This window comes from Pleionea litopenaei (assembly GCF_031198435.1).
GTDB lineage: Bacteria > Pseudomonadota > Gammaproteobacteria > Enterobacterales > Kangiellaceae > Pleionea > Pleionea litopenaei.
In genome coordinates this window covers 370,382-396,905 of record NZ_CP133548.1, presented here as the reverse complement: position 1 = coordinate 396,905, position 26,524 = coordinate 370,382, and the positions used below count along the sequence as shown (strand labels likewise).

Here is a 26,524-nt window from a genome sequence, read left to right as displayed (position 1 = left end):
GATCCTACCGTGTCGAATCAATAATGGTCTGAAAAATCGTTCGTGCAACTTGAATGATTTGCGCCGATGCCTGATAGGCTTGTTCGAACTTTATCAATTTTGCAGCCTCTTCATCTAAGTTAACCCCCGAGATTGACTCACGTCGCTCTCGTGTTTGAGCAACCAAGCTATCTGCTGCAGAACGATTAATTTGAGATTCTTGAGTACGCGTACCCACATCACTCACTAAACGAGCAAATGCTTGCTGATAGTTTGAAGTCCCATTATCGAGTGTGTTTTGCTGTTGTAAATCTGCCATCAACAACATATTTCGGTTATCGCCAATACCATTGGTATTATAGCTAACATTAATCAAATCACCGTTTTGTGGTTGACCATTGACGGTAATTTCATAGCCATAATTTAAGCCAGCAAGTGCTAACATGTCATTGTCCTGATTCGGTACAAAACCAGCAACCGGTCCAGTGATAATGGCATTAGTGTTTGCATCTCGTACGTTGAAAGTGGTTGCCGAGGTAAACTCAAATACCAAAGGCGGGTCGAGATCTTGAGCGACGTTAGTAAATTGTGGCGTCGTGGTATCAAATACACTGACACCGGTGACTTCGGCAGTACCGAGATTACTCACATCACCTTCGGCTTTTACCGGCATGGCTGCCGCGATTTGATTAGGATTGGTAATGGCTACGTTCATATCGAGCGAACCATTTCGCGTCGGGAAGACCGCGAAGCGATCACCATTCACGGCCGCACCGCTGTCAATAATAATACTAAAACCTTCGGACGGTACCGCGATCGTTGCAGGTGTTGCACCCGGAGGTGGAAAGGTTGCGATGGTGGCGTTGGAGGTTGAGTCGGTTAAAATATAGTTACCGGCTTGAAAGCGCAGTTGATAATTAGAATCCGATAACGCGCTAACGTCATCAATTTGGATCTGAATCGCCGCATTACCCGTGTTATTGGTATCGCTGATCACTCGACGACCGATGACGCTGGGATCATTGATGTCGGTAAAAAATAAGTTTCCGAGATCATTGTTTAAATCCATGCCCAACTGTTGTTGTTGATTCAATGTGTCGGCCATTCCGATGGCAACTCGGCCAATAACGTTGTACGCAGGCTCAATAATTTCATCTCGCACTCGTAAATAGCCACCCAATTTACCACCACTGATGGTCTCAGTTATCGGAAGGCTACCCACACCACTTTGAATAAAAATATCATAGTTACGAGGATCGCTGGTTTTGGGTTGCGCGGTGATTGTGTTAGCCGTAGCTCCGACGACTAATGCTTGCCCAGTCCCAACAAATACACTGATAGAACTGTCACTCTGATTGATGGTTTTTATATCCACTAAATCGGCTAGTTCATTGATGAGACGATCTCGTTGATCCATCAAATCGTTGGGATCACCTAAACCGCCGCCGGTTGCAGCGGAAATTTTTACATTTAACTCGGCAATACTTTTCCCTAAAGCGGTAATTTCTTCCGCGGCCGATTCAATGCCAATATTGATTGAACGAGTTTGCGAATCGAGTTGTTTATACAAAGTCTCAAAACGACCCGACAATAAATTGGCTTGACTCAGCAAGACTTGTCGCGCAGACGATGAGGATGGATTGTCAGCCACCGTTTGCACTGCGGCAAAGAACGCTTGAATGCCTTCTGTTAAACTGGTTGAGCTGTCTGCAACCAAGTTGTCCACGCGCGAAGCTTGCTCCAAATAGACTTCTAGCTCACTTAACTGAGAAAGGTTAGATTGCAGCTCTAATGCGGTTGAGACGTCAAAAATACGCTTAATCGCATCAAGCTCAGCACCCGACCCTATGTAGTTACCACCCAAGAACTGCGGGGTTCGCGTGTCAATTTGAGTAACCTGACGGCTGTAACCATCAGTGTTGGCATTCGCAATATTATGCGACACCGTGTTTATAGCGGCTTGGGTTGAAAGTAACCCAGAAACACCGATATCAAGAAAGTTACCTGACATAATTAATTCCTGGATAGATTGATCGTACTAAGTGTTTGTCCATACAGGAATATGAGCAAGTATCGTGCCGATTAATCGACTATTTGATTGAGTGATTCGCGCACAAAAATATGATGAATTTTTTTAGCGTAATCAGGATCAGTGGCGTAACCACCATTTTGAATGTTTCTTAGATAAGCTTCAGGATCATCTTTATTCTCAATAGCGCTTTGATAGCGAGGGTTTTCACTGATCAATTCGACGTAATCGTTAAAGCTTTCACCGATATTGTCATAGGCTCGAAAGTTTTGTTTAACTTGCTGCGGAATGCCATCGTTGAATTCAATGGTCATCGCACTTACCGAATCCCCTTGCCAGCTGCCCGTTGCCTTAATGCCAAATAAATTATTCGATTGTTCCCCAGAATTGGTTTTACTGAAGAATCGTCCCCACCCCGTTTCTAAGGCTGCTTGTGCGATTAGCACACCAGGATGAACACCAATTTTTTTGGCTGCCTCAATGGCATACGGTTTAACTTGCTCAATAAAGTTTTTCTTCGTCGAATGCTCACTGCTTTGCGGTTGGTTTGGCTGACTGCCTTGAGTTTCTTGAATATTGGTTTGTTTTAACTTTGAAGCTTCAACATTAACCTTTTTATTATCGCCAGCGATATTGATTAGGCTAGGGCCGAAGTTTATGTTTGTATTGGTGCGCGATCGTAAAATCGAGTGCCTATCTTGCGAATTGCTCGAAGGTGTTTCTCCTGATGATGTTTCTCTTATCGAAAGTGTCTCTCTTGAAGGAGCTACTTCAGATGACGTTGACTTTGCTAAATTAACGGTGTCAAGTTTATCGTTCTTCGAGTCACTATCATTCGGCAGAGCTCGCGCCAACTGTTGAAATAACATATCACCGATGCCAAATTGACTGGACCGAGAAAGTTGCAAGGCCAATTGCTGATCATGCATTTCATTGTAAAAAGAAACGTCATTACTGGTTAGTGCGTGTTCCCCGCCTAACACTTCATTCGCTGAGCGCATATTCTTTAACATTAAGTTTAAAAAATAGGCTTCAAACTCTTTCACTGCAGCTTTCAGCGTTTCCCGCTGCGACCCTTTAGCTTGATCGCGGTATTGGTTAAGGCTATTCAGATCGTAATAGTTAGAGGTTTCCATCGGCATAACCTAAATGACCACTAACTCGCCCTGAATGGCTCCTGCCTGCTTCAATGCTTCTAGAATCGCCATAAGATCACCAGGAGCAGCGCCGACTGCGTTTACCGCTCGAACTAATTCATCCAAAGAAACACCAGGATTAAAATGAAACATTTTTGCTTCTTGTTGAGCTAAGTCTACTTGCGACTGTTCGGTCACTTCTGTTTGCCCACCTGCAAACGCATTAGGCTGACTAACTTGTTGGTTTTCATTAATGGTGACAACCAAAGACCCATGAGCAACCGCCGCTTCTTTCAATCGGACATTTTTACCGACCACAATGGTTCCGGTTCTAGAATTGATAATGATACGCGAGCGAGCATCTGCGGGTTGAACTTCTACATTCTCAAGCGCTGACAGAAAGGCAACTCTGTGCGAAGGATCACGAGGCGCACTTACTTGAATAGAAGCTGCATCTAAAGGCTTTGCTGTGTTAGGTCCGACAAAGTCATTGATCGATTTGGCAAGGCGCTTAGCGGTCGTAAAATCTGGATAGTTTAAATTGAAGACAAAATGATCGCCCTCGGCAAAACTATTGGCCACCAATCGCTCTACCGTTGCGCCGTTCGGAATTCGACCTGCCGTTGGAATATTCACGGTCACTTTAGAGCCATCAGCACCTTCAGCACCGAATCCACCGACCACTAAATTCCCTTGTGCTAGTGCATAAATTTGCCCATCGACGGCCTTAAGTGGTGTTAATAATAAAGCGCCGCCGCGTAAACTTTTCGCATTTCCTAAACTAGAAACGGTAATATCGATGGTCTGCCCAGGCTTAGCAAAAGCCGGTAACTCAGCATGTACGGCAACAGCGGCAACGTTTTTCAGTTTTGGCGTTAAGCCTTGCGGCAAAGTTATGCCGAAACGGCTTAACATGGTTTTAAAGGCTTGCGCTGTGTAGGCTGTCTGCTCACCCGTGCCATCTAAGCCGACAACTAATCCATAGCCGACCAGGTGATTACTTCTAACTCCTTGAATTGATGCAATATCTTTAATTCGTTCTGCGCCAATTGAAACGCAGAAAACGGACAAGGTTAGTAAGGTTAAAACGGTTAGCTTTTTCATAATTTGCTCTCAAGAATTAGAATGGCCACCAACTACTATTAAAAAATCGTGCCAACCAGCCTTGTGAGTTTGAGTCAGCCAACGCGCCTTTGCCGCTGTATTGTATTCGGGCATTTGCCAACCTAGAGGACATTGCGGTGTTTTCAGCCGAAATATCCTGTGGGCGTAGAATGCCAGAGACTCGAATAAACTCATCGCCTTGATTCAACGTGATCCACTTCTCTCCGCGAACCACTAAATTGCCATTCGGTAACACATTTTGTACCGTCACCGAAATGGTGCCGTTAAGTTTGTTGCTCTGCTTCGACTCTGACTCACCTCGAAACTCGTTCTCCATACCCAGCGACGTTTCAAACGAAGATTGACCAGAATTAAACACATAATTTCTGCCTGCTATTAGAGGGTTATCTAATTGCACATCACTTTCTTTCTTGGTTTTTGTATCTGCTTTTTTGGTTGCGTCGGTAACCTCGGTTAACTCAATCGTAATGATGTCTCCAATACGATTGGCTTTTTTATCTTCGTATAAAAGCATCTCATTGCTAGTAGAAAAAAGTGAACCTCCAGACAACTGTTGCTGTTGAGCAGTCTGCGGTAACTTTGGTGCAAAATATGGATCATCAGGTGCCGGTGGTACAAAGGATTGACAACCACACAGCACGATTAAAGAGAAAGAAGATACAAGGCTTCGGAACATCATAATATAAACCTCACTGGGAGCTTTTTACGCAGCATTAAAGTTGTTGATTCACGTATTGCAGCATTTGATCGACACCGGAAATAACCTTCGCATTAATTTCATAGGCACGCTGGGTTTCTATCAAGCCAATCAGCTCTTCAACGACCGAAACATTCGAAGACTCGAGTTGCCCACCTCGAATATTGCCTAGTCCATTTTCTGATGGGTTACCAACGATGGGTGCGCCACTGGCCCCTGTTTCTAAAAACAAGTTTTGCCCAATGGGTTGTAATCCTGCCGTATTGATAAAGTTAGCGGTTTGAATTTGCCCAATATTGACCGGAGCGGCATTACCGGGCACGCGAACGGTCACATTACCATCAAGAGCAATATCAACACTCAATGCGTCTTGCGGAACCGTTAAACCAGGCTGCAAGACATAGCCGGAACCAGAGGTAACAACTTGCCCCGTATCATCTAATGCAAAGTTTCCTGCGCGAGTATAAGCGGTTTGTCCGTCGGGTAATAAAATCTGAAAAAATCCGGGACCTTCAATCGCCATATCCAATTGATTTTGAGTCAATTGAAAAGAACCTTGCGTAAAATCTTTTTGCGTAGCGACGGTTTTAACACCCGTACCTAGCATTAAACCAGAAGGCAACTCGGTATTTTGAGACGACTGACTGCCAGGTGCTCTCACAGTTTGATAAAACAAATCTTCAAAGATCGCGCGGCTTTTCTTGTAGCCAATAGTACTGGCATTCGCCAAGTTGTTAGAGGTGACTTGCAAATCTGTCGATTGCGCATCAAGACCTGTTTTACTAATCCAAAGTGCCGGGTGCATACCTCACTCCCAATGTCTGTATAAAGCTCAATGATAAAATTCTGTGTTAAAAACGATTCACTAAAAAAACAATACTATTTTCATGCCAACTTTTTATGAGTGTCTTTAAATCTACGAGATTCTTGCTAGTTGCTCAGCGGCTTGTCCAGTTTCTTCGGCCGTCTTCATCATCTTAACTTGCATTTCAAACTGACGAGACAAGCTGATCATATTGATCATTTCTTCAACCGCATTGACATTACTACTCTCGAGTGTTTTCGTAACTAAAGTCACGGCCGCATCAGGTGGTTCAACACCATTATCTTTGCGTTGGAATAAACCAAATTCATTCTTCATTAAATCGGCATTATTCGGATTAACCAACTTGATACGATCGACGACGACGGCTTCAGTCGCGGCCGCCCCTTGTGGTCGAATTGTAATTGTACCGTCATTGCCGATGTCCACTTTGTCGAATGGAGGCAATGCAATAGGACCACCATTACCCAGCACTAAATGCCCAGCGCCGTTGGTAACCAATCCATTCGGACTAATTTTCAAATCGCCACGTCGAGTATAGGATTCCAGGCCATTTTCGCCTTGAACCGCAATCCAACCCTGGCCCTCGACTGCAACGTCAAAGTCATTTCCCGTTGACATTAATGCGCCACTGTCAAAACGATAGCCGGGGCGCTCAGTTAACGAAAAAACCCGCGTAGGATGACCATCACCAAACGCTTGCATTGATCGTGCTTGATGGAGATCGGCTCGAAAGCCAACCGTACTTGCGTTGGCTAAATTATTCGCCGTTTTGGTCTGAGCTAACATATTTTCTTTAGCACCAGACATCGCTAAGTACACCATCTTATCCATTGACTACACCTGTTAATAATTTATAAAACTGAATCAATTAAAACTTCCAAACTGAAGAGCCAGCAGACTAATCCGCTGGCTTATTCTTTATTATCGAATCTGAATAATGGTCTGGGTGACCTGATTGTTTGTTTCTATGGTTCGTGCGTTGGCCTGAAAGTTTCGTTGCGCCGTGATCAAGTTGACCAGCTCAGAAGTTAGATCAACGTTTGACGTTTCTAAAGCGCCTGAGCGAATCTGACCGAAACTTGAGGTTAATGCTTCACCGGCAAGTGGTTGCCCTGAATCGATCGTATCTGACCATGCATTGTTACCTAATTGCGACAACCCTTGTGGATTTGCAAAACGAACCAAGGCAATTTTACCAATTGAATTAGATTGACCATTGGTGAAATTCGCTCGAACGGTTCCGGTCTCACTAATTTCTATGCCCGCCAAACGTCCAATGGTTGCGCCATTTTGATCGAGCGTGTTTACCGTGAATGGAGACGCAAATTGCGTTGGGCTGTTGTTAGCATAATCAAACGTAATCGTTTGCGCGGCGTTCGAACCATTGGTAAAACCTAGCGCAGCACTGGTTGGCGCTGCAGGTGTCGTTTGTTGAAAGCTACCCGCCGCATCAAATTCAACGGTGTGATATAACTGGCCACCCGATCCTGGTGTACCACCAGCAATATCCACCGGATTTCCATCGACATAATAGTAAGCTGCCCATGTATTAGGAGTTGCAGCGTCTTTAACGTAATACATAGTGGCAATATGACTCTCACCTAACGAATCGAAAATTGTTGATGAGGTTGATGCACTAAACGTTGTCGGTGAAAGTGGGTCAAATAAGTTTACATCGAGTCCAGATGCATTTGCAGGCAAGTTCACCCCGACTTCAATTTCTGTTGTCATGGTAGGAGAACCCGCTGACTGTGGAATTTGCAATGGCTGAGTGCTTGATAAAGCGGTTGCGGTTACGGTTCCATCGGGATTCGTTGGAAACACTTGTAATCGAGCACCCGATGAATTGACCACAAAACCATTGGCATCCACGCCAAATTCACCGGCACGTGTGAACGATAAATTCTCATTATTTTGACTGGGCTCTAATACAAAGAAACCCTGACCTGAAACAGCAAGATCTAAGGTGTTAGAAGTAAACTCTAAGTTACCTTGGTTAAACTGCTGTGCAACGTTACTTAAAATAACACCGTTACCAATCGCGGTTTTTGAACTGCCGAGCGTTGAAGTTGCGAAAATATCGCCAAACTCAGCGCGACTGAACTTAAACCCCGTGGTAGATACGTTAGCAATATTATTACTGGTAACATTTAAATCAGATTGGGCCGCATTCAGACCACTCAGTGCTGTATTAAATGACATTTTCTACTTCTCCCGACACTGTCGTTATTAAATTTAAATTTGATAAAAACTTGTTAAAACGATTTCTTAACCTACAAACCTATTTCATCGATGTCGCCTAAATTAACGGAACCGAGCCCAGTTAAGTTCAACACTACCTGGCCATTCGATCCGGCTAAATTCACACTATTGACTTGCGCTTTAATCACGGTACCTAATTGTTCCGTTGAACCACCAACGCGACCAAACACGTTGATAGAATAAGCTCCTTCAGGCATCGCTTCTCCGTTATCGCTCAGTCCATCCCAAGCAAAATCTAAATCGCCTTGGCTGTAGCTTCCTATTTCAAATCGACGCACTACCTGGCCAGAACTGTCTTTAACTTCAGCCCAGATATCTTGCGTTGACTGTTGCAAACTTAAGCGACCTTCAATGCTTTGACCTTGCTGTAAATACCCGACACTGGTTGGCACCATGACAGATCGACCGACAAGTGCAGACGCTTGCAATGCTTGGCTACCCGTCAACGATGTCGCAAGCGTATTAAAGTTGGTATTTAACTCTTCCATTCCCGAAAGGCTTGAGAACTGAGCCATTTGCGCAATGAACTCTTTATTATCAAGCGGATCAAAAGGATCTTGATTCGCCAATTGTGTTGTTAACAGCGCCAAGAAATCCGATTGACCAAGTTGATCTTTTTTACCGTTATTGAGGTTCTCTTCGCGGTTCAAGCCAAGGTCGTTATAAAGTGAGCTAGTTTCATTATTTATCGTGGTCATAATCAGTTTCCGACGTTTTCAATTATTGGCCCAAGGTTAAAGTTCGCTGCAAAAGTGTTTTCGCAGTGCTGGCAATTTGTACATTGGCTTGATAGTTACGTGATGCAGAAATCATGTTTGCCATCTCTTCGACAATGTTGACGTTTGGCAAATAAACATTCCCATTTTCATCGGCCATCGGATTGTCTGGCTGATACTTAACACGAGCCTCTGCGGCACTTTCGACAACGCCAACCACATCAACGCCGGCGCCAGCATAAGGGCTGCCATTAACCGATTGATAGACCGCGCTGAACACAGGATGCCGTGCTTTGTAAGTTTCATTAACACTACTAGCAACGCTCTCTGCGTTCGCCATATTGCTTGCCGTCGTATTCAAACGAACACTTTGCGCGCTCATCGCAGATCCAGAAATGTCGAAGATGTTATACAGCGCCATCGTTATTCACCCTTTAATGCTTTTGAAATGCCTTTGAATTTATTACTCAAGAACTGCAATGTGGTTTGATACTCCAATGCGTTCCGACCGTATTTAGCGATTTCTTTTTGACTATCGACTGTGTTTCCGTCTCCTGTATCGGGCTGATCAGGCACTAAATACTTAACCGCCCCAGGGCCTAGCTCACCAGTACGGCTACTAAAATGTTTTTCATGGGTTTTGGTTAAGCCTTTAAAGCCCTCTTGTGACATCACATTATTCAGGGCCGATTGAAAATCTAGCTCTTGTGCCTTAAACCCAGGCGTGTCTGCGTTCGCAATGTTATTCGCGATCACTTCTGCTCGTTTCGCACGCAACGATAAAGTGTGCTCATGAATACCCAGCGCTTTATCGAATGAAATGGCCATGCCGTTCTCCCAGTTTTAGCTTTCTTAGAGCCTTTATTTAGACCCTGAATTTTAAAAGCCACGATGTATTAACTAATAACTTTGTATCGATTACAGCAATACCTATGCCAGCTATTAAGAGACTTAGTAACTGCATGTTTTATATAGTATTTTATGATTATCTAGCGCGAAGAAATCGAAAAGCGGCAATGAGAAGCCGCTCAAAGCGGCAATATGATTCTAATGAATAACATCGAAACTTAAATAGAGACAAACCCTAGACACGGCAAGGAATGTACCCCTGCTCAACGCGGCGAGTTATTTCTTACGATAAACCAGACCTGGGTTGCAACGAACCATTTCAAAGGATTTAATTGAGTGCGGCATAGATTCAGAGGCTCCTAAGAATAAATAACCTCCGGGTTTGAGACAGTCAGCCAAACCATTAATGACTTGCTCTTTCAGTTCACCCGAAAAATAAATCAGTACGTTTCGGCAGAAAATAACATCAAACGGTCCACCGGCACGATATGGCGTTGTCATTAAGTTGAGCGTTGCGAACCTAACACGGCTGCGCACCTCAGGTTTGAGCGAGAAGGTATTCTCACTTTGCGTGAAATAGTTTTTCTGACGAATTGGCGATAACCCGCGGGTGATTTCAAGAGATTGATACTCCGCTCGCTTAGCTTGCTCGAGCATCCGACTGGATATATCGGTCGCGAAAATATCAATTTGCATGGGCAGTTTTGCTCGAGTACCACTTTTCAATGCTTCATCCACCGCTATTGCAATCGAATAAGGTTCTTGGCCAGATGAACAGGCTGCGCACCAAATATTGCATCGGCTACCGCCGTTGGTTTTTATTTCTGGCAAAATGGAATTCAAAAGATAATCAAAAGGAAAACCATCGCGAAACCACAAGGTTTCATTAGTGGTCATTCGGTCTATGACCTGTTGCAAAATTTTATCGCTAAAGGGCTGCTTTAATCGCGCCATGAAGTCTGAGAAGGTTTCTATTTGTTGTTCACGTAGAAACGATGTAAGACGACTCGCAACTAAATACTGCTTATTTTCCCCGAGCAAAATTCCGGTTTTTTGGTTCAGAAGATCCCTGAACGCTTGATACTCGTCAGAAGAGATGATCATCGACGAAACAGCTCCTGATGTTATTGATCGAGTTCCAATCGTTTTTGTACACTGCTGGCCAGTTCGTCAGGATTAAACTTGGGTATAAAGTCATTGGCTCCAACTTTTTGAACCATCGCCTGGTTGAACACGCCGCTCAGTGAAGTATGTAACAACACCCACAAGTCTTTCAAACTTTCGTTCCCTCGAATTTCTGCCGTTAAGGTATATCCGTCCATTTCTGGCATTTCAATGTCTGAAATTAACAATAAAATTTCATCGTTTACTCGCTTACCTTCGTCCACCAAGTCTTTCAAAAAGTCGAGCGCCTCTCGCCCGTCTTTCTTGGTAACCACTTTCATTCCAAGCTGCTCGACGGTTCTCTTTATCTGATTCCGCGCAACCGATGAGTCGTCTGCAATAAGTACAATCTTGTCTTGCGGCTCTCTGCCTGCAGACTTTTGGATCACCTCTTGTGACACGATGTCACTCGCCGGTGTGATTTCAGCCAGTATCTTTTCGACGTCAATAATTTCGACCAATTGCTTGTCGATTTCAGTCACCGCTGTTAAATAATGGTCTCGACCGCTGCCCTTCGGTGGTGGGTGAATATCTCCCCAGTTCATGTTCACTATGCGCTCAACAGAGCTGACTAAAAAACCCTGCACTGCACGATTGTATTCGGCAATAATCACAAAGCAATTATGAATATTTTCTAATGGAGGTCCTCCAGTGGCAAGGCTAAGATCCATGACTGAAATGGTTTGCCCGCGAATATGCGCCACACCTCGGACGACCGCATGTCGTTGCGGTAGTTGAGTTAGTTCTGGGCACTGTAACACTTCCCGAACCTTAAATACGTTAATACCGTAAACCTGTCGTCCACGCAGTTTAAACAACAACAGCTCGAGTCGATTTTGACCGACCATCTGCGTTCGCTGATTAACACTATCTAAAATACTGGACATTGCGCTCCCCCGCCTTTCACCGCTGCATTTTTGCTTAGGCATTCTGCACCTAAAAACTTTAGGCACACTCATTGCATTGTTCTGGTTAACGTTCAAATAAATTAACGCGTTTAAGCTGAATTTATTGTTAGGAACAGGCCTTGTTAACCCTGTTATCCCTAAGAATAGTCGAAAACTGACTATTTGCGATAAATTTCTACTTAAAATTATTTCAATAAAAATGGCACAAGCTTATGAAATTTGGTCACTTTTTAACATTCATACTTAGCTTAGGAATGATCGGAGGCGCTCATGGGAATGCGTCGACGATTCAAAACGTAAAAGAGATCCGTGATACGGCAAAGTCTTTCCTAGAAAGCCACTATTCTGCCGCTCAAGAATCCACCGATTCCAGTCGTGTGAAAATTACCGTTGGAAAAGTCGACCCTCGACTTCGATTAGCAAAGTGCGATCAACCACTTACCGGCTTTATCCCTCAAGGCACTGATTTAAAAGGCAATTCTGTTTTGGGTGTGCGGTGCGTTGGTGCCGTAAGTTGGCATATTTATGTACCTGTTGCCGTACAAATTTATCAACCAACAGTGGTCTTTAAGCGTCCCTTACGCAAAGGACAAGTAATTAGTGCTAAAGATTTGGCCATTGAGCCGATAGAGATAAGTAGATTTCGAGTCGTGACCTTAAATCGCAAAGAAGAGATTGTCGGCTCAATCTTGAAACAAAACGCTCGTGTAGGACAGCCAGCAACATCGGCAATGGCCTGCATGGTTTGCAAAGGTGACAAGCTAGCGGTGATTGCTCAAAACAGTGCTTTCTCGGTCTCGATGGAAGGTGAAGCGCTTGAAGACGGACACTATGGTGAAACCGTTCGCGTTAAAAACGCTAACTCCAAGCGAATAATTCGTGGAACAGTTGTTGCTAGTAGAAAAGTATCGGTCAGTTTAATGTTGAGTGCTCAAAAGTAATTGGCAGAGAACTCAAACATTAACGGGGTCAATTTGGAGAGAGTTTTAATTTATGGCGATAGATATTAAACAAGTATCAACAGGGAAACTTTCCGGTGCAACCACGCAAAACCAAAAGGTTAAAGGGCGAAAAATCTCTGATGATAGCGAAAGCGGAAGCGATACCGCGATCGATTCAGTCGAGCTCACCGGCAAAGCGTCAATGATTGGCGCGATGATTCAACAAATGATGGCTCAACCTGCCGTTGACCGAAGCCGTGTTGATCCCGTTAAAGAAAAAATCGATGAAGGACGTTACGAAATAGAAAACGAACGCGTCGCTAGCAAAATGCTCGACTTCGAAGTCGGCTACAGCAGAGTGAGATAGATCATGTTAGAGCAAAACGTAAAAGATTACTTAACAACCGCGTTGAATCATGAGATTAATTTAACTCAAAAACTTTATGAGTTATTAGTTAATGAGCAAGCCTGCTACGAAAAGCAAGAGCTCGCGTCTCTTGAAGGTCTACTCAAAGACAAAGCATCAACGCTTGATCAGATAGAGAAATCAGCCACTCAGCGATTAAACATATTTGGCATTAAGCCCTTAATGAAAAATCACAGCCAATTATTTGAGCAACAGATTGGGCAAGAAGATGGTTTAAAAATCATTTGGAATAATTTGAAAGAGCTCATGTTTAAATGCAAAACGCAAAATGAAATTAATGGTCGAATTATTACACTGTCGCAAAAAAGTCTTGAGCGAACCATTAACATTTTCAAACAATCGCTTCGACCCAATAATCTGACGACGTATACCGCCAAAGGTAAAGCTCAACAAACGCCAATAAATATTTCTGCGGCCAAAGCTTAGTCGTTATTTTGGGTTAAGTTGGGTTACGTTGGGTTACGCTCCGCTAACCCAACCTACGCGAAACATTACCCTAGGGTTTTGAGTACATAACATCTGTGCGAAGAACATATTTAACGCCGTCAGTAGGAGAAACCCCTTGATGTCTTAATTTATGTGGAAACACCATTAACATTCCGGTTTTTGGCTGTATTTTCATATCATCGAACTCTGTTTCGCCGTCTCCGAAGTCATTATTCAAATAAATTAACATCGTCAGTTTACTAACTTCGAAATAATCTCGTTTAAACGAACCATCAACATGCCAATTAAAATACTGATCACCCTCATATCGATAAAAACGGAACTTTTCATTGAGTCCACTGGGTACCCAAGAGTCAATATCTTTTGGAAGGTACTCTTCCAGCTTATTAAATAACTCTTTTGCAAGATCAAAATCATCGAAAAGAATACGCTCATTATTGCGAATAGATGTCGATTCAACTTCACCTAAACTCGATTGAATTTTAGATCGCTGATATCCAATTTGTTCACTCCTTGCAATTAAATCTGAGCATTCCTTTGGAGTTAGAAAATCGTTAACAACAAACACTCCGTTATCATATTTAATCATATTAAAATTCTCTGCTACTTACTCGATACAAGTCAGATAAAGATTGCCAACTGTGTAAAAACTGGCTTAAATGCGTTGGATTAAGCTTCGCTAAGCTACGCGAAAATTTAGTTCTTAAAAAATATAGGTCTCAATCAAACTCAGTGATATTCCATAACTCACCAGACGGCCCCCAGAGATTGAAAACACGCCCCCAAGGTTCAACTCTCAACTGACTATGTCTAATTTCAAAGCCTTCCAAACTCGAGACAAGTTTGAAGGTATCCTCTATATCGAGAACCGTAAGCTGAAGCATTAGATTCTTCGCAAACTCTTCGTGATAATAACGCTGCAAAAAGAAAGAACATTCACCACTTGTAAACAAAACTAGTTCATCATTTATATCTTCTTTGGCAAAACCAAGTTCGCTATAAAAGGCCTTGGACTCGTCGAAATCTCGACTTGGAACAAACACTCGAATATCATCAACTTTCATACTTTTAATCCTTCAAACATTCTCACCAGGTCAAATAAACACTGATGAATTTCCACTCGATCGACTATCGACCTAACTTCTGTCAACCAAACGCCTGCCAATCTAAGGAGCGTCAATCAAAATAAGGCTTATCAACCTTCTTTGTTTCTCTAACCACTGCGATGCGTTGGTTTTTACCCATTAAGATCTTAATCTGCCCCATCGTTTCTTGTGACAACAATCGTCGTTCCTGCCAATAAGAAAGTGGTGAATAAAACGATTTAATTTTATTGACTACATCAGGTGATCGATTAATTAACTGCTCTGCTAATAAGTTAGCTGCATCTTGGGGCTGTTCTGCAACTTGAGAGATCAGTCCGATAGCTTGAGCTTCAGTTGCTTCAATGACGTTCGCGGTCATCGCGAGTCTCTTTGCTTGATCGGCGCTCATACATTCTCGCAAAGCTAACGTTCCGCCCATATCCGGAATCAAACCCCATTTAGCTTCCATGATTGACAGTGACGTTTGCGGAGCGGCGATACGAAAGTCGCCGCCCAGTGCGATTTGCATGCCTCCACCCCAACATTTTCCATGCAATACCATAATGACCGGAACCTTTAGGCGGCGCCAACCAACAGAGACTTTCTGCGCTAAATTAACATTACCAGGCAACCACTTAAAAAGCAATTTTAAACCTGACACTGGGTTGCTTAAAACAGATTTAACATCAAGACCCGAGCAAAAGCTTTCTCCTTGCCCCGATACAATCACCACACGAACCGAGGGCTGCCTTTTAATCTGCTTTTGAACGTCGACGATTTGCTTGAACATTGCCATATCAAGGGCATTATGCTTTTCAGGGCGCAACAACTCCACATAGGCAATATTATTTTTAATATTGAGCGATACACGTTTATCGGTTTGGGGATTCACCAGTATCTTTCCTTCGAATTTTGCGGCAAGCTCTCGCAGTAATTCACTTTGAATAATCCGCCAATGACTCGCCGGTAAATGATTAAAATCAAAGAGTGCGAAATTCTTCTGATTTCTCTTCGGTGCTTAGACCGATACGCTTAGCTCGTTTTTCCCATTGTTTACGCGCTAACACCTGCATATCTTTAATGGTATCAACTTCGTCCATAATTTCTTGTCCGAGAATGGTTTCGACAATATCTTCCATGGTAACGATGCCGCGTAATCCACCGTATTCATCAACCAGTGCAGCGATGTGCTCATGTCGAGACATTAATTGGTCAAACAAATCTTTTAAAGGTGTGGAATCGATAACGACTAATAAATCACGACGAAATTCAAACAATCGTGCATTTCGATTGCCCTGCGCAGCGGATAACAATAAGTCGCTTTTTAACACATAGCCTTTAATGTCTTCTTTATGATCGCAATACACGGGAAAGCGCGAAAAGTGCAATCCACCGATCACGTCGATGGCTTCAGAAACGGTCGAATTTTGGTCTAACGACACAACCACCGGACGTGGTGTCATAACATCTTTTGCATACAGTGACTGAAAGTACACCATATTTTTTACGGCTCTCGCTTCCTTCTCTTCGAACAATCCCTGCTCCGCGCCGCGCTCGGCCATGGCAGCAAACTCTTCTCGAGTAAAACTAATACTGTGGCCACTAGAACCGAGTAAACCGGTGATTTTTTGGCAAAACCAAACCAGAGGCAACAACACGATGATTAATACTTGCAACAGTCGCGCAGATGGCAAGGTTAATTGGCGCCAATATCTCGCTCCAAGGGTTTTAGGAATGATTTCTGAGAAAATTAAAATCATTAGGGTTAGTACGGCTGAAGTGATACTCAAATAAGCACTACCGAACACCACTTGCGCTTGCGCGCCGACACCTGCGGCTCCCACCGTATGAGCAATAGTATTTAAGCTCAAAATGGTTGCTAAAGGCCGGTCGATATCATCCTTCATCTCGCGCAACAACTTGCCATGTTTGTGGCCATCGGCCTCTAGCATAGCAACGTATGAATCGGAGACTGACAGTAGCACGGCCTCTAGGATAGAACAGATAAATGAAACGCCAATTGCGAGAATTAAATAAATTACTAGTAAGGTCATAATCAGATGCAGTTAAAAGCCAAGCGACAGTCTAAACAACCTTTATTTTTAAATGCAAGAAATTCTCGAATTAACGTTTAAATTTCGTGAATGCCACACTCTCTTTTTAGGCCAAAAAATCGAGTTTCTTCTTCTGTCATATCGGCGGTAATCGGACGAGTGGTGTGTGTATCACCAATCGAAACGTAGCCTTTTTCCCAAAGCGGGTGGTAGTCGAGTCCTTGCTCCTTTAAATAAAAGTGCATGTCTCGATTGCTCCAGTCAGCGATGGGGTGCATCTTGAAGCGCTGCTTTTGCGGCCGAATGAATTCAATACTTTGCCGAGATGACGACTGTTCTCGTCGTAGCCCTGCGTACCATGTGCTGGCACCCAGTTCTTCAAGCGCATGTTCCAGAGGCTCGACTTTATTCATTTGGTTGTACTGCTCTATTCCCTCTAATCCCTGAGTCCACAATTGTCCAAAGCGCGCTTCTTGCCACGCAGGGCTCAACGCAGAACGATAGACTTTCAAGTTTAACGAGAGCTGATTGGTCAAGCGATCAATAAATTGATACGTCTCTGGGAACAAATACCCCGTATCGATTAAAACAACGGGAATGCCAGGAGCGACTTGTTGGAACAAATGTAAACTCACTGCCGATTGTGCACCGAAACTTGAGGTTAATACATGAGTTCCTGGTAAGTTACGCAACGACCACTCAACTCTTTGCTGAGCACTCATAGCGGCAAGATTTTGATTGGCCTCGACGAAATCAAAATCGCTCACCGCTAGATTGGGTACCGATGTCGAAAGACATTTTAAACTCATAATGTATACCCCGCCCTTGGCGACCGCGCTAGCTTGCTTTGGCCGCTTGCAGCTCGAAATGAAAGTCTTGCGCAGTATTGGTTGGCACGACGATGCCTTTGCGAACCACAAAATCTCCAAAAGACTCATTTGCTTCAGCTTCTCTCGCAAACAATGCAAGCAACTCATCTAGCACAGACAAGATTTCATTTTCACCAATATTGTCTCGATAAATCACGCCTAATCTCTGACCGTAGTGTCCAGCGCCAAGAAATAAGTTGTACTTACCCGGGCCTTTTCCCACTAAACCAATTTCAGCAATGTAAGGGCGAGCACAACCATTCGGGCAGCCGGTCATGCGCATGGTGATTGCACGATCAGAGAGTTCATGTCGTACCAATAACTGCTCTACTTTATCCAATAAGCTCGGCATATAACGCTCAGCTTCAGCCATACCTAATGAACACGTAGGTAAGCTAACGCAGGCCATAGCATGTCGACGTAACTTAGACACTTCTTCACCGGTTTTGATGTTGTGTGAAGCAACCAACTGTTCGATGATTGGCTTTTGTTGCTCATCAATATTGGCAATAATTAAGTTTTGGTTCGCGGTTAATCGAAAATCGCCACGATGGATCTTGGCAATCTCACGCAGTCCTGTTCGTAATAAATAATCGCCCTCGTCTTTAATTCGACCATTTTCAATATATAGATTTAAATGCCAGCGCTGATCGTGACCCTTAATCCAACCATAGCGATCACTGTTACTGGTAAACTCGAAGGGTTGCGCTTTCATTAAGGCATAACCTAAACGTTGTTCTAACTCTTGCTTGAACCATTCTAAACCGTGACTAGCAATGGTGTATTTAAAACGAGCGAGTTTACGTTGCACCCGATTTCCATAGTCTCGCTGAATCGTCACCACTTGCTCTGCGACAGCGAGCACCTGTTGAGGAAAACAAAAACCAATCACATCTGCAGTGCGCGGATGGGTTTCTGGATCACCATGCGTCATGCCCATGCCACCACCGACTGTCACATTAAATCCCTGTAGTTTTCCATCATGAATAATTGCAATAAAACCTAAGTCATGAGCAAAGACATCAACATCGTTGTACGGAGGAATCGCTACGACCGTCTTAAACTTTCGAGGCAAATAATGTTTGCCATAAATCGGCTCTTTTAGCACTTCAATGTTTTGACGAACAGGATACTTCTCACCGTTCAACCAAATTTCATGGTATGCACGAGTATTGGGTAACAAGTGCTCACTGATGCGTTTTGCCCATTGATAGACTTCTTGATGTGCTCGGCTCTCAACCGGATTAGGATTACACATCACATTACGATTGACATCGCCACAGGCAGCAATCGAATCTAATAGAACATCATCCATCGCTTGCATCGTCGGACGTAAATTTTTCTTAATAATTCCGTGCAACTGAAAAGCCTGACGAGTGGTTAGCCTTATGGTGTCATTACCAAAATCACTGGCAATTTTATCCATAGTTAACCACTGTTGAGGCGTAGAAATTCCACCCGGTACTCGCGCACGAAGCATAAAGCTATAAAGTGGTTCAAGTTTTTGCTTGCGACGTTCATTTCTTTGATCACGGTCGTCTTGTTGATAGATACCGTGAAACTTAATCAATTGCTGATCGTCTTCTGCAACTTGACCGGTGACAGGATTTGCTAAGCTGCCATCAATGCTTCCGCGCAAATAACGACTTTCATTTTTAATGTACTCGTTGTGAGCTAAGTTATCCGGTAATTCTGAAAGATCCTGATAACTGGCTAAAAAGTTTTCTGGTGCTTTAGACATTAGTAAACATCCTTCTGGTATCGACCCAGCTTTTTCAAGTTCAGTAACTCTTGCTTCGCTTGCTCTTCTGTTAGCAAACCTTGCTCGGAGATGATTTCAATTAACGTTTGTTCAACAGATTTACCAAGTCGGTCTTTGTCGCCACAAAGATAAATATGCGCCCCATTTTGGATCCACTGATAAACTTCTTGAGCATGGCTACGCAACTTGTGCTGTACGTAAACTTTCTCTTGTTGATCACGAGAAAACGCTAGATCAATTTTGCTCAGTGCTCCCGATTTCAAATAGCCTTGCCACTCAAGTTGGTATAGAAAATCGTCCGCAAAATGTTGATTGCCAAAAAACAGCCAGCTTTCTCCGGCTGGGCTCTCTGAGTGTTCTCTTTCTTGAATAAAACCTCGAAACGGAGCAATACCGGTACCAGCGCCGATCATAATAATCGGCTGAGCGGGATCTGCCGGCAATTTAAAGTGTTTATTTGGCTCTATATACACTCGAACCTCTTCGCCAGACTCTAACTGCGAAAGATAATCACTGGCAGCGCCACTGCGTTCGATGCCATTATGATCGGCGCTCACGAGTCCGACCGTAAGGTGCACTTCTTCGTCCACCTCTTTTTGACTGCTCGCAATCGAGTAAAGTCTCGGTGTTATCGCTCTTAGTTGCTCTACAAATTCTTGCGGCTGAACCGTTAGCAGCGAGTGTCGATGCTCGGCACTGTCACTTCTTCGCAACAGATCCGGTATTTGTGAAACAGCAAGCAATTCTTTTAGTTCACTTGCTGATTGAGTCATTGCAACTAAGTTTTCATCATTTATCTTCTCTGCTAGCCACTTTACGAAACTAGGGGGCACTTGAGTCAACTCATAAACTTCAGTTAAACCGCTTCTAAGTGAAACGTCACCTTTCGGCGTACTGATAACTTCTTCACCTGACCACGCGAAATGATTCAACACTTCTTCTACGAGCTCACTACGATTTAACGGCCAGACTCCTAGCGCATCGCCAGGCAAATAAGTTACACCGCTGTCACCTAAATCAATTTCTATGTGATAGGTTTTCTTAGTCGATTGATTAGAAGTAATCGTGACGACATCGACCACCTCTGCAAGCAGAGGATTAAATTTATTAAATTCGGTTGATTTTGTGACAACACTCAAATGTGGTTTTTGAGCAACCTGTGAAGCAGAGTCAACATTGGAGTTCGATTCTCCCGAAGACTTAGCTAACGCAAGTAACTCATCTCGCCAAGATTCACTAAGCTGCTGATAATCAACGTCGCAATCGACTCGCTCTAGCAATCGAGTAGCGCCCGCGCGCTCAAACGCAAGATCAAAGTCTTTGCCGGTTTGGCAGAAAAACTCATAGCTTGAATCGCCAAGTGCTAACACCGAAAATTCGAGATGATCTAATTTTGGGGCTTTCTTACCCGTCACAAATTCATGCAACTCAATCGCATCGTCTGGTGGCTCGCCTTCGCCATGAGTGCTAACCACTAAAAAAACTCGCTGTAACTTCTTTAAATGCTTCGGATTAAACTCCGCCATATCAACCAGTTCAGCTTCGACATTCTCTGTTTGTAGCGATTGATAAACTTGCTCAGCAATACCACGCGCATTGCCGGTTTGCGATCCATAGAGAATGGTTGCAATTTTGGCCGATGCAGCCTCTGAGCTGGCGCTTTGAGCCAAAGCGTTTGTGGTCGTTTGAGAGATTGCTCCGTTGCTTTCAATCACGCTGCGAATATCTTTGATACCCGCTGCTGCCCCCGTTGCTGCCACGCCGGCTAGATAGCCGCTGAGCCAGTTAACCTGCTCCAAGGATAAGTCGCCTAATGCATCTTTCACCTTGGTCACCTGTTCCTTGGTTAGAGGTGCGGCGAATTCCTGTAGTAAGTTAGCGAGCATAATAATAGCCTTCACTGTTTATAAAGTTCGGCTAGCATAGGTAAAACCCTTTCAGCACTGAACGAATGGCGCGCTATGCCAGCCAAACTTTTTGCTATATGGGGGATGGAGACTGGGTGTAGAGATTGGGGATGGAGAATGAGCGCGGAGCGGCTTGAGCAATCATACTCACATGCATATAGTCTTTATGATCAAAGACTTGCAGAGTATTTAGAGAGTTTAATACAAGTGGGAAAGGCAGTTACTCAAAGGCGAATCATGATGCTTAAAATGGGAATCACGCGAACTTCAAGCGCTCTCCTTTTAAGTGAAAGACGGTGGATTTGTAACAGTGGAATTAGATAGCGTATTTAGCTCGGGTCTTCTTAATCCAAGCTTCGGTCGCTTGATCTAAGCCAGCAATCGCAGCGGTGTTAAAAATATCGCTTAACACTCGCTTCTCATCATCATCGATGGATTTATCTTCTAAAGCCATTGCTAATAAGGTCTCTAGTTCTCTTCGGTCATAACGACCATCGTCCACCAGAAAATCAATCGAGCGTTTTAGGATATTAATGTGCATAGAGTATTATTCCGCTGTGAAGTGAGTCCTTTGACAAGGCGTGCTAGTGATCATTTGCACGCCAAGTCTTTAAAACACAATATCTAAAATCAAACTAGGCAGTGACGCCCATTACTTAGTGCAACTTGCAAGACTGCCGTTCTTTTTAGCTTGCTCATACAAAGGCATCACAGACTTCATTTTCTTCTGAAGATCTTTGATTCTGTGTTCTTCTGAAGGATGCGTTGAGAAAAACTCAGGCACTTGACTACCACCGCTTTTCTCAGCCATTTTACGCCACAATTCAACCGCTTGTTGAGGGTCAAAACCAGCTTTTGCCATCATCTCTAAACCGATGCCGTCGGCTTCACTTTCATGCTTTCTGCTGTAGCTTAACACCACGCCTTTGGTCGCTAAGCCTAGTGCGCCCAAGGCCAATTGTGACTCTGCCGTTGACTCGCCCGCAACAACCGATGCGACAGTCATACCTGCCTGCGCTAGAGTATTTTGACTCATCCGTTCATTTCCATGCTGTGCCCAGACATGGCCGATCTCATGACCTATGACTGCCGCTAACATGGCTTGATTATCAGCTAAGGTAAGCATGCCCGAGTTTACTCCGATTTTTGCACCGGGTAACGCAAACGCATTCGGCGTATCGTCTTTGAAAACATTCACTTCCCAATTATTACCTTGAAGGTTTTTCGGTAAATGCGGGATCAGTCGATTAGTAATGCACTGAACATACGCGGTTGTTTTGGCATCTTTTAACAAGGGTTGCTCTTTCTTCATTGAATCATAAGCTGCGATGCCCATCTTGCTCATTTCGCCGTCTGAATACAGCAAAACTTGTTTTCGACCAGTTGGAGAAATAGCACAAGAAAGCAACATGATTGACAAGATTAAGGTAACAACAATACGGTACATGGTTCTTCCTGAAAAATGATTTAATTGGGTGCTAGCTTGCCATAAGCCAAATGATTCACCAAGTAATTAGGTCGCAAAAACACTTCTTCATCGCATGTTGAAATGGCTAAAGTCTCAAAAAGCTTGTTGCTTGGTGTTAAGGCTATGAATACGAGTACTCAACTCTTTAATAAGCACTTGAGGTCGGTCAACGCCTAAATAGACATTGCGACCATCTTGCAATTGCAAATGAATGTTTGGAACACCTGACAGGTTGAAGCGCTTAACATTGCTTGCTCGTCGAATGGTTTCTCGGTTGATCGATACAGCACTAATATTGTCGTACTTAATCGTCAACGGATTCCAAACACCATATCGAATAATAATGGCGTCATCATCAAGAGAAATGGGTCGTATTGATATTGCCCGATATTCGGCCACAAAATAGATAATCCCTAGCAATGTTAAGCCTGTCACTATATTCGCGGCTAATGCAGATCCAAACAGATGTATTAATAAGTGAACGATGGGCAATTCAATCAAAATAAGAATAATAAACGCCAGTAAATTACTCTTAACGCCATCTTTTTCGTGACACATGTAGTGGCTCTGACCCTTAAAGGCATTTTGATTGACTCGTTTATAAAAGAAAAAATAAGTCCAAACACGCGCCTCAAAAGACAGAATATCGCTGACCAATGATCGGCCTATAAAAGAGACAATGGGAGTCGATATGGCATCATCGGGATCGACTCGTTCGCTGAGCAATCCCTTAATGGTAATCACAACCGTCATTATCATGCTCAGCTCAAAGAGTACAAATACCCCTAAGATCACATAGCGAATGGGTTCGAGGTATAACCAGACCATCTTTTCACTGGCAGGAATGATTAGACTGCCTAGTAAGATTAATAGACTGCCGTATACCAGCGACTTCAGTAACGCTTCTTTTACGTTATTCATAAAAAGGAGGCAGGTAATCGGAACAACGACCAAAATATCGATTAAGAATAACCAGTCTGGTTTGCTTTTACCGTAATCGTTCAGCCATATATTGGATAGATAGTAGAAACTCCAACTCATCGCAAGCAATAAAAATACAGCTGGAGGTATATGCTGCTTCTTAAACTTAATCACGATAAGCCACTTATGGTGTTCAATGATTCAGGTATCTGTTGATGTGAATAACAATACTCGCTCATAGGCGATTTAACAAGTTGAACGTCGATTGATATGTTCAAGTTCGGACAAATTAATGTAATAAATTTTTTCAAGTATTGACTAGCGTAAAGGTGTACAGAAAGCACTCTCGGAATCCGGAAGATATGAAGTCTGAGCTAGTACACATAATCTGTACTAGCTCAGACTTAATCTGACAGTTACCCGTTTTTCAATTGGTGTCTGTCAGTTTAGATTTGAGCTAGATTTTTGTCAGCCCAAATTCTCTTACCATCAATTAATGTTTCATTGGGCGTTCGTCCACAACACATTTTTCCTTGATGGGTGCGTTCATTATTGTAGTAAACTATCCATTCGTCCAGATCCTTTTGAAGCTCATCCAGTGAACTGTATAATTTCTTCCGAAATGTAACCTGGTAGAACTCGTTCAATATCGTTTTATGGAATCGTTCGCAGATACCATTGGTTTGCGGTGACATTGCTTTAGTCTTTGTATGCTCGATGTCATTGATTGCTAAATACAGCTGATAGTCGTGATGTTCAACTTTTCCACAATACTCAGTGCCGCGATCCGTTAATACTCGCAACATGGGTAACTCATGTTGCTGGAAGTAAGGTAGCACTTTGTCATTAAGTATGTCGGCTGCGGTAATAGGTGTTTTTGTGGTGTAGAGTTTGGCAAAGGCAACTTTGCTGTAAGTGTCGATGAAGGTTTGTTGGTAAATTCGTCCAACGCCCTTTAGGTTACCGACATAAAAGGTATCTTGTGAGCCTAAGTAGCCAGGGTGAGCTGTTTCAATCTCACCACAGGCTTCATCATCATTTTCTCTTCTTCTCAAGTGCAGCTATTTGGCTATCGGTCAGTATGATGCCCTCTTTAGCAACCTTATCTTCCAGTGCCTTCAAGCGCTTCTTAAAGTTTTCTAGGTCATGCCTGAGCCATATCGACCGGACACCGCTCCCTGATACAAAGACTCCTTTCTTTCGCAACTCGTTACTGGTTCGGTGTTGGCCGTGTGCCGGAAACTCAATGGCATAATTGATAACCGCTGTTTCTGTGGCTTCATCAACGCGATTTTTAACATTTGGGTTGCGACGGCTCTTGCTGATAAGGGCATCGATACCGCCTTCTTCGACCAGTTCTTGATAGCGATAAAATGTATCTCGTGATACGCCCATTACCTTACAGGCTTTCGATACGTTCCCGAGTTCTTCTGCTAAGTTAAGTAAACCAGCTTTGTGTTTTATGATTGGGTTGTTAGTATGTAGCATGAGAGTTACCTCTATAACGTTCTGATTTAAAGATTCGACACCTTTAATCAAAACGGGTAACTCTCACTTTTTCAAGTTGATGTGTCAGATTAAGTCGAGACTAATTCACATAATCAGTCCTTATAGCTTCACCACGATACTCGCTGAGAGGAATAACATGGACGCCCGCCACATGCAGACATCTTACAAACAAGACCTTTCTCAGAGTAAATCTCTCCCTTTTTATTATTTCTTACTCGATCTAGCTATTTATATTTCGGTCATGTTTTTAATCAGAGAAGTGTATTTTTCTCAGTTTAACTTTATTACCAACGGGTTATTTTGGTCTCTAACGTCTCTCACAGTAGCACTCACCTTAATGCGATTACGCGGCGTAGCGTGGCGAGATATTGGTTTATGTTTACCCAAAAGCATGAAAAAAGCCGCTATGGCTACGGTGTTTATTTTTGTGTTTAGTCTTGTTTCCATTATTATATTTGAACTATTAAAAGATCAATTAGCATTGAACCTTGCGCAAGATCAGTCTGATCATCAGGCAACTGCTAAGTTCGGATATTTAAAAGATAATTGGGGAATGTTCTTATTAATCATCCCCTTGGTTTGGATACAATCTGCTTTTGAAGAATTGCTTGATCGAGGGTTTCTCATTAACTGGATTGAACGAGCCCTATCGAACAATTGGCTCGCAACGGTTATCGCGGTTATCACTCAGGCACTTATATTTGGGTTTCGCCACTCCTATGACATTTCAGAACGTTCAATTACCGTGGCGCTCATTGGACTTGCGATGGGTATTGGCTATGTCGCCTTTGGTCGAAATCTGTGGCCTTTGATTATCGCCCATTGCGTATTAAATACGGTATCAATGGCTGGCAGAGTTTAAGCTCTAAAAATCTAAACTTTCAATACTGTTATCCAGTCGATCGACCGATAGATTCGACTGAGAACTATATTGATATTTAACTTGCACCGTTAACTCATTACTAAAATAGGTGCAATGTCTATTTCTCGGACCATTCTTGATAATCGCTAAAGTACAAAAGAAAGGTTTATTCTTTATGATTACTATCGAAGGCCCAGAAAACTCCAGCTGATTGTCGTTCATATTATTATAAAATTGATATTCTAAGCCAGCTAAGTACTTAGCAATCGCTGAAGATTCTTCAGTCGAAAAATTCATTTCTGGCGTTTTTAATCCATAATCGATACTTAGCTTTACTTCAATATCGCTTTTGTCATCCATCACATACTTACATACGTTAACAGCCCCCCAACCTAAGGAAACCATATTCTTCGCCTTAAAATCTTTGGGTAATTGAATCGTAACCTTGTCACATTGAAATGTTCTGGTTGCAGCAGTCGAAGAGCTTTCTGCATACGATTGGATGCAACCCTGTAATGTGGATAATAAAACGGCAATTATAACTATGAATTTCATCTTATTAGCTGCCTTTATTTGAAGCG

The 26,524-nt window shown here is 43.2% G+C and carries 27 protein-coding genes and 1 pseudogene; 4 read left to right on the top strand and 24 right to left on the bottom strand.

What is annotated here, in order from left to right:
• Nucleotides 1-4 precede the first annotated feature (4 nt).
• The 12 genes from flgK to Q9312_RS01635 all read right to left on the bottom strand — a co-directional run bounded on the left by flgK (nucleotide 5) and on the right by Q9312_RS01635 (nucleotide 11,670).
• Nucleotides 5-1,990, bottom strand: coding sequence for a flagellar hook-associated protein FlgK (flgK, locus tag Q9312_RS01690; protein WP_309202791.1), 1,986 nt, complete (start codon nucleotides 1,988-1,990; stop codon nucleotides 5-7).
• A 71-nt stretch (nucleotides 1,991-2,061) separates the two neighbouring features.
• Complete coding sequence (gene flgJ, locus Q9312_RS01685; RefSeq protein ID WP_309202790.1) at nucleotides 2,062-3,144, bottom strand: flagellar assembly peptidoglycan hydrolase FlgJ; 1,083 nt, start codon at nucleotides 3,142-3,144, stop codon at nucleotides 2,062-2,064.
• A 9-nt stretch (nucleotides 3,145-3,153) separates the two neighbouring features.
• The gene (locus Q9312_RS01680; RefSeq protein ID WP_309202789.1) at nucleotides 3,154-4,248 is read right to left on the bottom strand and encodes a flagellar basal body P-ring protein FlgI; all 1,095 of its coding nucleotides are present in this window, start codon (nucleotides 4,246-4,248) and stop codon (nucleotides 3,154-3,156) included.
• A gap of 16 nt (nucleotides 4,249-4,264) precedes the next feature.
• A complete protein-coding gene (gene flgH / locus Q9312_RS01675; RefSeq protein ID WP_309202788.1) occupies nucleotides 4,265-4,948 on the bottom strand; it encodes a flagellar basal body L-ring protein FlgH in 684 nt (227 codons plus the stop codon).
• 34 nt (nucleotides 4,949-4,982) lie between these two features.
• Nucleotides 4,983-5,771, bottom strand: coding sequence for a flagellar basal-body rod protein FlgG (flgG, locus tag Q9312_RS01670; protein ID WP_309202787.1), 789 nt, complete (start codon nucleotides 5,769-5,771; stop codon nucleotides 4,983-4,985).
• A gap of 111 nt (nucleotides 5,772-5,882) precedes the next feature.
• Nucleotides 5,883-6,623 (bottom strand): flagellar basal-body rod protein FlgF, encoded by a 741-nt coding sequence (gene flgF, locus Q9312_RS01665; RefSeq protein WP_309202786.1) that lies wholly within the window; start codon nucleotides 6,621-6,623, stop codon nucleotides 5,883-5,885.
• 90 nt (nucleotides 6,624-6,713) lie between these two features.
• Complete coding sequence (flgE, locus tag Q9312_RS01660; protein ID WP_309202785.1) at nucleotides 6,714-7,994, bottom strand: flagellar hook protein FlgE; 1,281 nt, start codon at nucleotides 7,992-7,994, stop codon at nucleotides 6,714-6,716.
• 71 nt (nucleotides 7,995-8,065) lie between these two features.
• A complete protein-coding gene (locus tag Q9312_RS01655) occupies nucleotides 8,066-8,752 on the bottom strand; it encodes a flagellar hook assembly protein FlgD (protein WP_309202784.1) in 687 nt (228 codons plus the stop codon).
• A 22-nt stretch (nucleotides 8,753-8,774) separates the two neighbouring features.
• Nucleotides 8,775-9,191 carry a flagellar basal body rod protein FlgC gene (flgC, locus tag Q9312_RS01650; protein ID WP_309202783.1) on the bottom strand — a complete coding sequence of 139 codons (417 nt, stop codon included), beginning with the start codon at nucleotides 9,189-9,191 and terminating at the stop codon, nucleotides 8,775-8,777.
• 2 nt (nucleotides 9,192-9,193) lie between these two features.
• Nucleotides 9,194-9,598 carry a flagellar basal body rod protein FlgB gene (flgB, locus tag Q9312_RS01645; protein ID WP_309202782.1) on the bottom strand — a complete coding sequence of 135 codons (405 nt, stop codon included), beginning with the start codon at nucleotides 9,596-9,598 and terminating at the stop codon, nucleotides 9,194-9,196.
• A 297-nt stretch (nucleotides 9,599-9,895) separates the two neighbouring features.
• Complete coding sequence (locus Q9312_RS01640; protein WP_309202781.1) at nucleotides 9,896-10,723, bottom strand: CheR family methyltransferase; 828 nt, start codon at nucleotides 10,721-10,723, stop codon at nucleotides 9,896-9,898.
• Between the two features lie 20 nt (nucleotides 10,724-10,743).
• Nucleotides 10,744-11,670 carry a chemotaxis protein CheV gene (locus Q9312_RS01635; RefSeq protein ID WP_309204534.1) on the bottom strand — a complete coding sequence of 309 codons (927 nt, stop codon included), beginning with the start codon at nucleotides 11,668-11,670 and terminating at the stop codon, nucleotides 10,744-10,746.
• A 233-nt stretch (nucleotides 11,671-11,903) separates the two neighbouring features.
• Between Q9312_RS01635 and flgA the strand changes: the two genes are divergently transcribed.
• From flgA to Q9312_RS01620, 3 genes are read left to right on the top strand one after another with little or no spacing between them, the layout of a single operon-like run.
• The gene (flgA, locus tag Q9312_RS01630; RefSeq protein ID WP_309202780.1) at nucleotides 11,904-12,632 is read left to right on the top strand and encodes a flagellar basal body P-ring formation chaperone FlgA; all 729 of its coding nucleotides are present in this window, start codon (nucleotides 11,904-11,906) and stop codon (nucleotides 12,630-12,632) included.
• A gap of 52 nt (nucleotides 12,633-12,684) precedes the next feature.
• The gene (gene flgM / locus Q9312_RS01625; RefSeq protein ID WP_309202779.1) at nucleotides 12,685-12,999 is read left to right on the top strand and encodes a flagellar biosynthesis anti-sigma factor FlgM; all 315 of its coding nucleotides are present in this window, start codon (nucleotides 12,685-12,687) and stop codon (nucleotides 12,997-12,999) included.
• A gap of 3 nt (nucleotides 13,000-13,002) precedes the next feature.
• Complete coding sequence (locus tag Q9312_RS01620; RefSeq protein ID WP_309202778.1) at nucleotides 13,003-13,485, top strand: flagella synthesis protein FlgN; 483 nt, start codon at nucleotides 13,003-13,005, stop codon at nucleotides 13,483-13,485.
• A gap of 70 nt (nucleotides 13,486-13,555) precedes the next feature.
• On the opposite strand, the gene Q9312_RS01615 is transcribed toward Q9312_RS01620, so the two are convergent.
• The 11 genes and pseudogenes from Q9312_RS01615 to Q9312_RS01565 form a co-directional block, all read right to left on the bottom strand.
• Nucleotides 13,556-14,095, bottom strand: coding sequence for a 2OG-Fe(II) oxygenase (locus tag Q9312_RS01615; RefSeq protein ID WP_309202777.1), 540 nt, complete (start codon nucleotides 14,093-14,095; stop codon nucleotides 13,556-13,558).
• 130 nt (nucleotides 14,096-14,225) lie between these two features.
• Entirely contained in the window at nucleotides 14,226-14,570 is a 345-nt protein-coding gene (locus Q9312_RS01610) for a VOC family protein (RefSeq protein ID WP_309202776.1), read from the bottom strand.
• Between the two features lie 112 nt (nucleotides 14,571-14,682).
• Nucleotides 14,683-15,483 carry a crotonase/enoyl-CoA hydratase family protein gene (locus tag Q9312_RS01605; protein WP_309202774.1) on the bottom strand — a complete coding sequence of 267 codons (801 nt, stop codon included), beginning with the start codon at nucleotides 15,481-15,483 and terminating at the stop codon, nucleotides 14,683-14,685.
• Nucleotides 15,484-15,571: 88 nt separating this feature from the next.
• Nucleotides 15,572-16,645, bottom strand: coding sequence for a CNNM domain-containing protein (locus Q9312_RS01600; protein ID WP_309202773.1), 1,074 nt, complete (start codon nucleotides 16,643-16,645; stop codon nucleotides 15,572-15,574).
• A gap of 77 nt (nucleotides 16,646-16,722) precedes the next feature.
• Entirely contained in the window at nucleotides 16,723-17,454 is a 732-nt protein-coding gene (locus Q9312_RS01595) for a phosphoadenylyl-sulfate reductase (protein ID WP_309202772.1), read from the bottom strand.
• A 28-nt stretch (nucleotides 17,455-17,482) separates the two neighbouring features.
• Nucleotides 17,483-19,255: an assimilatory sulfite reductase (NADPH) hemoprotein subunit gene (gene cysI / locus Q9312_RS01590; RefSeq protein WP_309202771.1), complete on the bottom strand. Its 1,773-nt coding sequence runs from the start codon at nucleotides 19,253-19,255 to the stop codon at nucleotides 17,483-17,485.
• The gene (locus Q9312_RS01585) at nucleotides 19,255-21,162 is read right to left on the bottom strand and encodes an assimilatory sulfite reductase (NADPH) flavoprotein subunit (RefSeq protein WP_309202770.1); all 1,908 of its coding nucleotides are present in this window, start codon (nucleotides 21,160-21,162) and stop codon (nucleotides 19,255-19,257) included. The genes cysI and Q9312_RS01585 overlap by 1 nt, the downstream gene beginning before the upstream one ends.
• Before the next feature lie 337 nt (nucleotides 21,163-21,499).
• A complete protein-coding gene (locus Q9312_RS01580) occupies nucleotides 21,500-21,724 on the bottom strand; it encodes a hypothetical protein (RefSeq protein ID WP_309202769.1) in 225 nt (74 codons plus the stop codon).
• Nucleotides 21,725-21,835: 111 nt separating this feature from the next.
• Nucleotides 21,836-22,630 carry a M48 family metallopeptidase gene (locus Q9312_RS01575; protein WP_309202767.1) on the bottom strand — a complete coding sequence of 265 codons (795 nt, stop codon included), beginning with the start codon at nucleotides 22,628-22,630 and terminating at the stop codon, nucleotides 21,836-21,838.
• Between the two features lie 114 nt (nucleotides 22,631-22,744).
• The gene (locus tag Q9312_RS01570) at nucleotides 22,745-23,746 is read right to left on the bottom strand and encodes a PH domain-containing protein (protein ID WP_309202766.1); all 1,002 of its coding nucleotides are present in this window, start codon (nucleotides 23,744-23,746) and stop codon (nucleotides 22,745-22,747) included.
• Between the two features lie 272 nt (nucleotides 23,747-24,018).
• Nucleotides 24,019-25,060, bottom strand: a pseudogene (locus Q9312_RS01565) (IS481 family transposase).
• 172 nt (nucleotides 25,061-25,232) lie between these two features.
• Here Q9312_RS01565 and Q9312_RS01560 point away from each other — a divergent pair.
• A complete protein-coding gene (locus Q9312_RS01560; RefSeq protein WP_309202765.1) occupies nucleotides 25,233-25,943 on the top strand; it encodes a CPBP family intramembrane glutamic endopeptidase in 711 nt (236 codons plus the stop codon).
• A gap of 3 nt (nucleotides 25,944-25,946) precedes the next feature.
• Here the strand turns inward: Q9312_RS01560 and Q9312_RS01555 are convergent, their stop codons facing one another.
• The gene (locus Q9312_RS01555) at nucleotides 25,947-26,498 is read right to left on the bottom strand and encodes a hypothetical protein (RefSeq protein WP_309202764.1); all 552 of its coding nucleotides are present in this window, start codon (nucleotides 26,496-26,498) and stop codon (nucleotides 25,947-25,949) included.
• Nucleotides 26,499-26,524 lie beyond the last annotated feature (26 nt).

What these genes read in the sequence shown, in the direction of transcription:
- flgK (WP_309202791.1), bottom strand. Translation starts at nt 1,990, where the DNA reads ATGTCAGGTAACTTTCTTGATATCGGTGTTTCTGGGTTACTTTCAACC.
- flgJ (WP_309202790.1), bottom strand. Translation starts at nt 3,144, where the DNA reads ATGGAAACCTCTAACTATTACGATCTGAATAGCCTTAACCAATACCGC.
- Q9312_RS01680 (WP_309202789.1), bottom strand. Translation starts at nt 4,248, where the DNA reads ATGAAAAAGCTAACCGTTTTAACCTTACTAACCTTGTCCGTTTTCTGC.
- flgH (WP_309202788.1), bottom strand. Translation starts at nt 4,948, where the DNA reads ATGATGTTCCGAAGCCTTGTATCTTCTTTCTCTTTAATCGTGCTGTGT.
- flgG (WP_309202787.1), bottom strand. Translation starts at nt 5,771, where the DNA reads ATGCACCCGGCACTTTGGATTAGTAAAACAGGTCTTGATGCGCAATCG.
- flgF (WP_309202786.1), bottom strand. Translation starts at nt 6,623, where the DNA reads ATGGATAAGATGGTGTACTTAGCGATGTCTGGTGCTAAAGAAAATATG.
- flgE (WP_309202785.1), bottom strand. Translation starts at nt 7,994, where the DNA reads ATGTCATTTAATACAGCACTGAGTGGTCTGAATGCGGCCCAATCTGAT.
- Q9312_RS01655 (WP_309202784.1), bottom strand. Translation starts at nt 8,752, where the DNA reads ATGACCACGATAAATAATGAAACTAGCTCACTTTATAACGACCTTGGC.
- flgC (WP_309202783.1), bottom strand. Translation starts at nt 9,191, where the DNA reads ATGGCGCTGTATAACATCTTCGACATTTCTGGATCTGCGATGAGCGCG.
- flgB (WP_309202782.1), bottom strand. Translation starts at nt 9,598, where the DNA reads ATGGCCATTTCATTCGATAAAGCGCTGGGTATTCATGAGCACACTTTA.
- Q9312_RS01640 (WP_309202781.1), bottom strand. Translation starts at nt 10,723, where the DNA reads ATGATCATCTCTTCTGACGAGTATCAAGCGTTCAGGGATCTTCTGAAC.
- Q9312_RS01635 (WP_309204534.1), bottom strand. Translation starts at nt 11,670, where the DNA reads ATGTCCAGTATTTTAGATAGTGTTAATCAGCGAACGCAGATGGTCGGT.
- flgA (WP_309202780.1), top strand. Translation starts at nt 11,904, where the DNA reads ATGAAATTTGGTCACTTTTTAACATTCATACTTAGCTTAGGAATGATC.
- flgM (WP_309202779.1), top strand. Translation starts at nt 12,685, where the DNA reads ATGGCGATAGATATTAAACAAGTATCAACAGGGAAACTTTCCGGTGCA.
- Q9312_RS01620 (WP_309202778.1), top strand. Translation starts at nt 13,003, where the DNA reads ATGTTAGAGCAAAACGTAAAAGATTACTTAACAACCGCGTTGAATCAT.
- Q9312_RS01615 (WP_309202777.1), bottom strand. Translation starts at nt 14,095, where the DNA reads ATGATTAAATATGATAACGGAGTGTTTGTTGTTAACGATTTTCTAACT.
- Q9312_RS01610 (WP_309202776.1), bottom strand. Translation starts at nt 14,570, where the DNA reads ATGAAAGTTGATGATATTCGAGTGTTTGTTCCAAGTCGAGATTTCGAC.
- Q9312_RS01600 (WP_309202773.1), bottom strand. Translation starts at nt 16,645, where the DNA reads ATGACCTTACTAGTAATTTATTTAATTCTCGCAATTGGCGTTTCATTT.
- Q9312_RS01595 (WP_309202772.1), bottom strand. Translation starts at nt 17,454, where the DNA reads ATGAGTTTAAAATGTCTTTCGACATCGGTACCCAATCTAGCGGTGAGC.
- cysI (WP_309202771.1), bottom strand. Translation starts at nt 19,255, where the DNA reads ATGTCTAAAGCACCAGAAAACTTTTTAGCCAGTTATCAGGATCTTTCA.
- Q9312_RS01585 (WP_309202770.1), bottom strand. Translation starts at nt 21,162, where the DNA reads ATGCTCGCTAACTTACTACAGGAATTCGCCGCACCTCTAACCAAGGAA.
- Q9312_RS01580 (WP_309202769.1), bottom strand. Translation starts at nt 21,724, where the DNA reads ATGCACATTAATATCCTAAAACGCTCGATTGATTTTCTGGTGGACGAT.
- Q9312_RS01575 (WP_309202767.1), bottom strand. Translation starts at nt 22,630, where the DNA reads ATGTACCGTATTGTTGTTACCTTAATCTTGTCAATCATGTTGCTTTCT.
- Q9312_RS01560 (WP_309202765.1), top strand. Translation starts at nt 25,233, where the DNA reads ATGCAGACATCTTACAAACAAGACCTTTCTCAGAGTAAATCTCTCCCT.
- Q9312_RS01555 (WP_309202764.1), bottom strand. Translation starts at nt 26,498, where the DNA reads ATGAAATTCATAGTTATAATTGCCGTTTTATTATCCACATTACAGGGT.